The organism is Flavobacterium branchiophilum NBRC 15030 = ATCC 35035 (assembly GCF_002217205.1).
Lineage (GTDB): Bacteria > Bacteroidota > Bacteroidia > Flavobacteriales > Flavobacteriaceae > Flavobacterium > Flavobacterium branchiophilum.
The window spans coordinates 37,120-44,219 of record NZ_MUGT01000012.1 but is presented as its reverse complement, the minus strand read 5'-3'; the positions used below and the strand labels follow the sequence as shown (position 1 = coordinate 44,219).

Sequence of the window (7,100 nt, the reverse complement as noted above, 5' to 3'; positions counted from 1 at the left end):
TATTATAAATATATTTGGTATAATTTAAAAAAAATAAAATGTGTTGCGTTTTAAATTAAAAAAATAGTAATTTTGTGGTTTATAAATATTCAATGTTTTTTATTAATTGATGTGAAAAATTTATTTAAACTTCAGTTTTAATAATTATATTTGATTTATTTAACCTATTTATTGAATTTATTTTTTTTAACTACACAACACCATTTTACAAAAAAATGTTAGACAAACAACAAATTATTGACGACAGTAAACAATATAGTTTATTTACTTGGGTGGCCCAAAAACCTGTAAATCCGATAGCTGTAGAGAGAGCCGAAGGAGTGTATTTATATGAAGTAGGCGGCAAAAAAATCATCGACTTTTCGAGTGGATTGATGTCGGTAAACATTGGTCATGGCGACCAACGAATTACCGATGCGGTGGTAGAACAAATGCAAAAAGTGAGTTATGTTACCCCTTCCTGCACAACCGAAATCAGAGCCAAACTAGCCAAAAAACTAGCTGAAATTTGCCCTGGCGATTTGAACAAAGCTTTTTTTACACTTTGCGGGGCTTCTTCTATTGAAAATGCCATCAAATTAGCCCGACTTTATACAGGGCGACACAAAATATTTGGCCGTTACAGAGGGTTTCACGGAAATTCTTCGGCGAGTATGACTTTGGGGGGCGACCCTCGAAAAATATTTGCCGATGCCCAACAAGCCACCAATATTTTTCACCTTGACGACCCTTATGATTTCTATGGTTTGAGCGATCAAGACGAGGCTACCAAACTCAAATGGAGCTTGGATGCCGTGGAAAGAATCATTCGTTATGAAGGCCCACATACCATTGCAGCCTTTGTTTTTGAAGGCGAAAGCGGTTCATCAGGCTGTTTGCATTATCCAAAAGGCTATTTGAAAGGCATCAAAGAAATGTGTGAAAAACACGGAATTTTATTCATTGCCGATGAAGTAATGAGCGGATTTGGACGCACCGGAAAATGGTTTGGTTTTCAGCACCACGACATCATTCCCGACATGATTTGTATGGCAAAAGGGCTGACTTCCTCTTATTTACCTTTGGGTTGTTTGATGGTTTCAGATAAAATTGCAGCCCAATACGAAACCAATCCGCTTTGGTTGGGATTGACTTACAACTCGCATCCGGTGGCTTTGGCAGCTGCTTTGGCAAACGTAAACATTTATGAAACCGATCATTTAATTGAAAATGCCGTTACAATGGGTGCCTATATGGAACGCCGCATTGACGAAATGAGAGCACAACACCCTTCTATTGGCAAATTCAGAAACAAGGGACTTTTGGGTTGTTTGGAAGTGGTAAAAAGTCACGCACCTTATGAACTAATGGCACCGTTTAATGCCAACGCAACTGAAATGGAAGTGATGAACAAAGTGGGTGCCAAATTGAGAGAACTTGGCCTTTATACCTTTGTGCGTTGGGGATACATTTTTATTGCGCCACCATTAATTATCACCGAGGCCGAAATTGATGAAGGTTTAGCAATCATCTCCGAAGCCTTGAAAATTGCAGATGAAAATATGATTTAAGGGTTTTTAACCAAAAACAACTGTAAAAGTACCGTTTATTTAAAAATAAATTTAAAACATTTTTTAATATAATAAATGTAACTACTTGATTTACAAATATTATTAAGATCTATTTAGTATAATAATAAATAGAATGTAATTATCTATCATATAAAAAATGTAATGTATTATATTTTTTATAAATTTGTTCCCAATAATTTAAACAATTACAAACAAATGAAAAAAATAATTTTATCGTTAGTAGGATTAGCAGTAATGAATATTGCCAATGCACAAAGTAAAAAATCAAGTTCAAACGAAAGTCTGGCTTATGGTGTAAAAGCAGGTTTAAATATAGCATCAATAACAGGTGATTTCGATGGGAAAGCCATAGCAGGTGCTAATTTTGGTGGTTTTTTAACCTTAAATGTTGCAGATAAATTTTATGTACAACCAGAATTATTGTTTTCCATGCAAGGGGTTTCCTATACTTATAGTTATTCAATACCTGGTTTTTCGACTGTATCCTACAATTCAAAATTAAAAACAGATTATCTTACTATTCCAGTTATGGCAAGATATTTTGTAGCAGACAAATTTAGCCTAGAGGCAGGACCACAATTAGGTATTTTACTTACATCAAAACAAACTGTAAATAACACAACTACAGATGTTAAAAGTTCTACAAAAGGAGTTGATTTTACATTAAATATTGGTGCTGGCTATGATGTAACAGAAAATATTGCTATTGGAGTACGTTATGGCTTGGGATTATCAGAAATTGAAAAAAACAAACAAACTGGTTCAGATTCTAACAAACACAGAGTATTTTCAATAAATGCTGCTTACAAATTTTAATTTTTATCACATTTCAAATATAAAGCCTCAAAAATGTTTGAGGCTTTTTTTTACTATTCATTTTATACCAAATATATTTAGGCAACAACTTATAGCTCCTTTTTTATTTTTTGTGGCAAACTATCAAAAACCAACTGATAGGAATGATCGATTAGTGTAATCAAAAGTTGGTTTGAAACCTCTTGATTTACCATTACGGTATTCCAATGTTTTTTATTCATGTGGTAACCTGGTTTGATACCTTGATGATTGGCTCGAAGCTCCATGGCTTTTTCTGGATCGCATTTTAGATTGATAGATGGTGTTGCTTTTTCCCATGAATCTAATGACGTTAAACAAAATATTTTGCCCCCAACTTTAAAAACAAGTGTGTCTTGATCAAATGGAAAATGCTGTGTTACTCCTTTTTTAGCCTCGCAAAAGTCATATAAATCTTGAATATTCATCTTATAAAAAATTTTCTATTTTATATAATATAGGTTTTGATGGAGTTGCATCGTTTTCAAAAGGAGCAATTTGTAAATTCAAATAATAAAAGCCATCTTCAATATCATTCTTTGCAAAAATCATTTCCGTTATAGTGGCCTCAAAACGTGCATCTTGATTGATAGGATTTACAGTTTTGATGTTCCAAAAAGCTTTGTGTGCTTCTAGTTGTCCATCGTCTTTTTCCTTGTCAAGGCTTGGTAAATCAACTAACAAATGCTTAACACCTTGTTTTTTTATAAATAATGCAGCTTCTTTTGTAATATATGGTGGATTCGTATTGGAATATTTCCTGCTTTTTTTAGCGGGTTTGTTCGGTAATGTCCTTATAATTAACGCTTTACAAACAGCATTATCATGTAATAACGGTTCTATTTGACTAAGTCCTATTTGATAATCATCATTTATTTTTTCTGGCATTACTGTAATTAATTTTGCCAAGAAAAAAAAACAATCAAGCGTTTTATTGACACTATAAAATTCATTTGTAAGATGACCAATACATTCAGTATGTGTACCGTGTGCATGAGGATTAAAAGAAATATTGTTAAAGTTAGTACTGCTACCAGCAGCTACACTACCCGTCCAATTGTCCATTTGAACGGGTTGTATAGTTGGTTTTGAAAGGTACCACGCAATAGGATTATCATCAGTATTTGATAAAGGTATCGAAATATCAATAGGTTTATTTAGATCTATTTGATGAATATTGTTGATAATAGCTTTCATATTTTATAAAATTATAATTGAATTTGACGGTTAATTTGTTGGTCTAGCGAAATAAAAGTTTCTGTTCGAGATACACCATCAATTGCTTGAATTTTTGTGTTTAATAACCGCATTAAATGTTCATTATCATTACAAATAATTTTCACTAAAACAGACCAGTTTCCAGTAGTATAATGACATTCTAACACTTCTGGAATATTTTTCAACTCTTTTATAGTATCGGCATTACGAGATGCTTTATCCAAATATACACCAATAAAAGCCATTGTATTGTAACCTAAAACTTTGGGATTTATTAAAAGTTTTGAACCCGCAATAACATTAGATTGTTCTAATTTTCGTAATCTTTGATGAATAGCAGCTCCAGAAATGCCTATTTTATTTGCAATTTGCAAAATTGGTTTTCGAGCATCTTCCATCAGTTCACGCAAAATTTCTTTGTCTATTCCGTCAATTTCAATTTGCAAGGCATTTGTTTTCATTAGATTTCAATTTGAAAGCAAAATTAGCTAATTTGTTTTTAAAATTTAAAAAAACAAACAAAAATAAAAAAATTAATTGCTCTTTTTAATAGACTTTAATTTATCTTTCAATCTTTTTTCTGTCTCTTCAATAGTCGATTGATAATCATTATTAGTTGTGAGCCTTTTTATTTCTAAAATGATTTTTAGTGCTTTTTTGATCTTGAATTGTAGTTCTAATAATTGTATTTTTTTTAGCAAAATGTCTATTTTAGAAACTCCTTTTACTGTCAAAGCAAATGCAATTAATTTTTTTGCCTCGTCCAAATCATCATTCCAAAGTAATGTTTGGATAAAATGTGGATAGACTTCTAAAGCATGAATATTTATTGACAATGCTTTTTGAAAATAACATTTTGCTTGTTCATAGTTCAATAATTGTTCAGCTTGAATCCTTCCTGCTAAACACAAGGCCATAGTGCTATTTTCGTCATAAGACAAGGCATAATCTAACGATTCTATGGTGCCTTCAAGCCAATATGGGTAGTTGTCCATGGCTTGAAATAAATATTTATCTACATTTTTCATTTTTATATTTTTTATAATGATAGATTATATAATTGTAAACTAACAGTTACATTTCATATCAATATTTTTTTAATTCTAGCTTAGCTTTTTGCCTTTCGGGCTTGAAACTTTTAACCTTTTTATTGTGTTTAAAATCACTTCCTTCAAATGTACGAATAGGGTTGCCTCTTTCAATTTGTGTTTGATTGAGCCAAGTATGTTGCATTTGTTGTTTGATTTTTTGATCAGCTTTTTCGGCTAATTTTTCAAGCAATCTACTCGTAGCCCACTTTTTATTTTGATGTTGCGATCGAGAATCCATAGCCAAAACAGATAAGCCTGTTGGAATATGCGTAGCTCTAATGGCCGAACTTACTTTATTTACGTGCTGCCCTCCAGCACCCGAACTGCGAATGGCTTGGTATCGAATATCCGATTCCTGAAAATGGTCTTCTGGATTGCTTTGAACTTCAAAAATTCCGACATACCAATTATTTCTTTTATGAAATTTTCTATAAGCACTTTTTCCTATCCATAGAATTGTGCCGAGCCAAGAAGCAACAAAACGAGTTGCTTCTGGTCCTTCTAATTTGATCAATGCCGTGGCCACAGTACCATTTTCTGCTCCAGGTTCTCTGTATAGCATATTGTGTTTTATACCATAAATTGCTGCTTCTTCTAGCATTTTTTTGAGTACTTGTGCAACCACCCACTCACATTCGGCTGGCCCTCTTCCCGAGGTAATTTGTATTATTTTTTCCATTATCTTTTTTTTTTAAACTATTCATCCATTCTTACAATTTTTGGCGTAAACGTTCCTATGATTTCAACTAATTCCTCTTGGTTTTTCATCACTTGCTGTATGTTTTTGTATGCCATTGGAGCTTCGTCTATATTTCCTCCAATGAGCTGTACATCAAATTTTTGCAACTCTTTTTTAATTGCACTTTGAGTAAAAATAGACTTGCATTTGGACCTCGAATAAAGCCTTCCGGCACCATGTGAAGCCGACTGTAAACTTTCCAAATTGCCTTTACCTCTTACAATAAACCCTGGTGCTGTCATGGAACCAGGAATAATGCCAAGCTCGCCCAAACTCGCCGGTGTTGCCCCTTTTCTGTGCACAATACACTCTTGATTATTAACAGTTTCTTTCCAAGCAAAATTGTGGTGGTTTTCTATGGTCAATGCAATTCTTCTGCCCAATGCTTTAGCTATGCGTCTATGAATATCGTCATGGCAGGCTTTTGCATAATCGCCAGCCAAATTCATTGCCAACCAGTATTCTTGTCCATCGTGTGTGTTCAAATCCAACCATGCTAAATGTTGAACATGCTTGGGTAACGGACATTGTTTTGTAGCTAAATAGGTATAATGTTTGGCAATATTGGCTCCAAGTCCTCTCGAACCACTGTGCGATAAAACCGCCAAATAACTGCCAGGGGCTAAATGCCATTCTGAAAGCGGATTTTGTAAATCTACAATGCCAAATTCCACAACCAGAAGTACCAAGTTGTTTGTATGCTTTAGTCAATAAACTTTTCAGCAACGGCACATCTTGAAATCCGTGATGGCTAAAAATGGCATGATCAGCTTTATTTTGATGCACTTCGGTCATGCCAAATTTGGTATGATTCTTCAAAATGGCTTGCAGTTGATGGTCTTTGCCTTTCAGAAAAGAAGCTGGCAAATCATAAACAGACAAACTCATCCGACATCCAATATCAACCCCAACGCCATAAGGAATTACGGCATTATTAGTTGCTAAAACACCACCTATTGGCAATCCATAACCCGAATGTGCATCGGGCATAAGCGCTCCTGCAACCGATATGGGCAATTTTAATGCGTCATACAATTGAAACTTTGCTTGAGCATCGATGTCATTTTCTCCAAAAATGGTAAAAGGTGCTCGTGTATTATGCAACTGGTGCATTCTTATTGATACAGGATTAACCAATCCTTCGGCAACTTTACCCCAAGTACCATGATTTTTAAACTTTTCTGGCGACAACAAAACCTCTTTTGCCTCATTCAAAATAGGTTCTTTTTTTTCTCTTTTTCTATATCTATTAATTTGCCCCAAGGCAATATTTATTGCATTATTTTTTGGAAAACCTAATTTTATTAAGTCTTTTCCAGATATTTTATTTCCCATGATTATATATACTATCTTGATTGTCAAGATATTAATTCGATTTTATGTATAATAAAATTGAAATATAACTTTTTATTTTTTTTCATAAAAAGCTGAATAACACTTTCATTATTTAAAAAAAGATATGATTTTAAATAAAAAAAGATATAAGGTAATAATTGTAATTTTTAAACAATTATAAGCTACAATCCAAAAAAATGGAGCTAGTACAAGGTTTCGGGATAATATTTTGAAGTGTCTAGAATAAACAAAAAAGCCCGAATTTAAACTTTACTTCGGGATTTTTTCTATATATAATTAAAACGCTATCTA

At 33.2% G+C, this 7,100-nt stretch carries 7 protein-coding genes and 1 pseudogene; 2 read left to right on the top strand and 6 right to left on the bottom strand.

Features of this window, described 5'->3' with window-relative positions; genetic code table 11:
* Positions 1-215: 215 nt before the first annotated feature.
* Together B0A58_RS01785 and B0A58_RS01780 are read left to right on the top strand one after the other, a co-directional pair.
* Entirely contained in the window at positions 216-1,550 is a 1,335-nt protein-coding gene (locus B0A58_RS01785; RefSeq protein ID WP_089079630.1) for an aminotransferase class III-fold pyridoxal phosphate-dependent enzyme, read from the top strand.
* Between the two features lie 216 nt (positions 1,551-1,766).
* On the top strand, positions 1,767-2,387 hold the full coding sequence (locus tag B0A58_RS01780) for a porin family protein (protein ID WP_165766274.1): 621 nt from the start codon (positions 1,767-1,769) through the stop codon (positions 2,385-2,387).
* A gap of 89 nt (positions 2,388-2,476) precedes the next feature.
* Here the strand turns inward: B0A58_RS01780 and B0A58_RS01775 are convergent, their stop codons facing one another.
* From B0A58_RS01775 to B0A58_RS01750, 6 genes and pseudogenes are all read right to left on the bottom strand, one after another.
* Entirely contained in the window at positions 2,477-2,833 is a 357-nt protein-coding gene (locus B0A58_RS01775; protein WP_089079628.1) for an MmcQ/YjbR family DNA-binding protein, read from the bottom strand.
* 1 nt (position 2,834) lies between these two features.
* Positions 2,835-3,602, bottom strand: coding sequence for a cyclase family protein (locus B0A58_RS01770; protein WP_089079627.1), 768 nt, complete (start codon positions 3,600-3,602; stop codon positions 2,835-2,837).
* Positions 3,603-3,613: 11 nt separating this feature from the next.
* On the bottom strand, positions 3,614-4,084 hold the full coding sequence (locus B0A58_RS01765; protein ID WP_014083616.1) for an Lrp/AsnC family transcriptional regulator: 471 nt from the start codon (positions 4,082-4,084) through the stop codon (positions 3,614-3,616).
* A gap of 72 nt (positions 4,085-4,156) precedes the next feature.
* On the bottom strand, positions 4,157-4,651 hold the full coding sequence (locus tag B0A58_RS01760; RefSeq protein WP_089079626.1) for a tetratricopeptide repeat protein: 495 nt from the start codon (positions 4,649-4,651) through the stop codon (positions 4,157-4,159).
* A 58-nt stretch (positions 4,652-4,709) separates the two neighbouring features.
* Positions 4,710-5,393, bottom strand: a complete 684-nt coding sequence (gene prfH, locus B0A58_RS01755) for a peptide chain release factor H (protein WP_089079625.1) — start codon at positions 5,391-5,393, stop codon at positions 4,710-4,712.
* A gap of 17 nt (positions 5,394-5,410) precedes the next feature.
* Positions 5,411-6,788 (bottom strand): annotated as a pseudogene (locus tag B0A58_RS01750) (RtcB family protein).
* Positions 6,789-7,100: the final 312 nt, after the last annotated feature.

Bases quoted from the DNA above. Each gene is read 5' to 3' on its own strand.
- B0A58_RS01785 (WP_089079630.1), top strand. From the start codon at position 216: ATGTTAGACAAACAACAAATTATTGACGACAGTAAACAATATAGTTTA.
- B0A58_RS01770 (WP_089079627.1), bottom strand. From the start codon at position 3,602: ATGAAAGCTATTATCAACAATATTCATCAAATAGATCTAAATAAACCT.
- prfH (WP_089079625.1), bottom strand. From the start codon at position 5,393: ATGGAAAAAATAATACAAATTACCTCGGGAAGAGGGCCAGCCGAATGT.
- B0A58_RS01765 (WP_014083616.1), bottom strand. From the start codon at position 4,084: ATGAAAACAAATGCCTTGCAAATTGAAATTGACGGAATAGACAAAGAA.
- B0A58_RS01760 (WP_089079626.1), bottom strand. From the start codon at position 4,651: ATGAAAAATGTAGATAAATATTTATTTCAAGCCATGGACAACTACCCA.
- B0A58_RS01775 (WP_089079628.1), bottom strand. From the start codon at position 2,833: ATGAATATTCAAGATTTATATGACTTTTGCGAGGCTAAAAAAGGAGTA.
- B0A58_RS01780 (WP_165766274.1), top strand. From the start codon at position 1,767: ATGAAAAAAATAATTTTATCGTTAGTAGGATTAGCAGTAATGAATATT.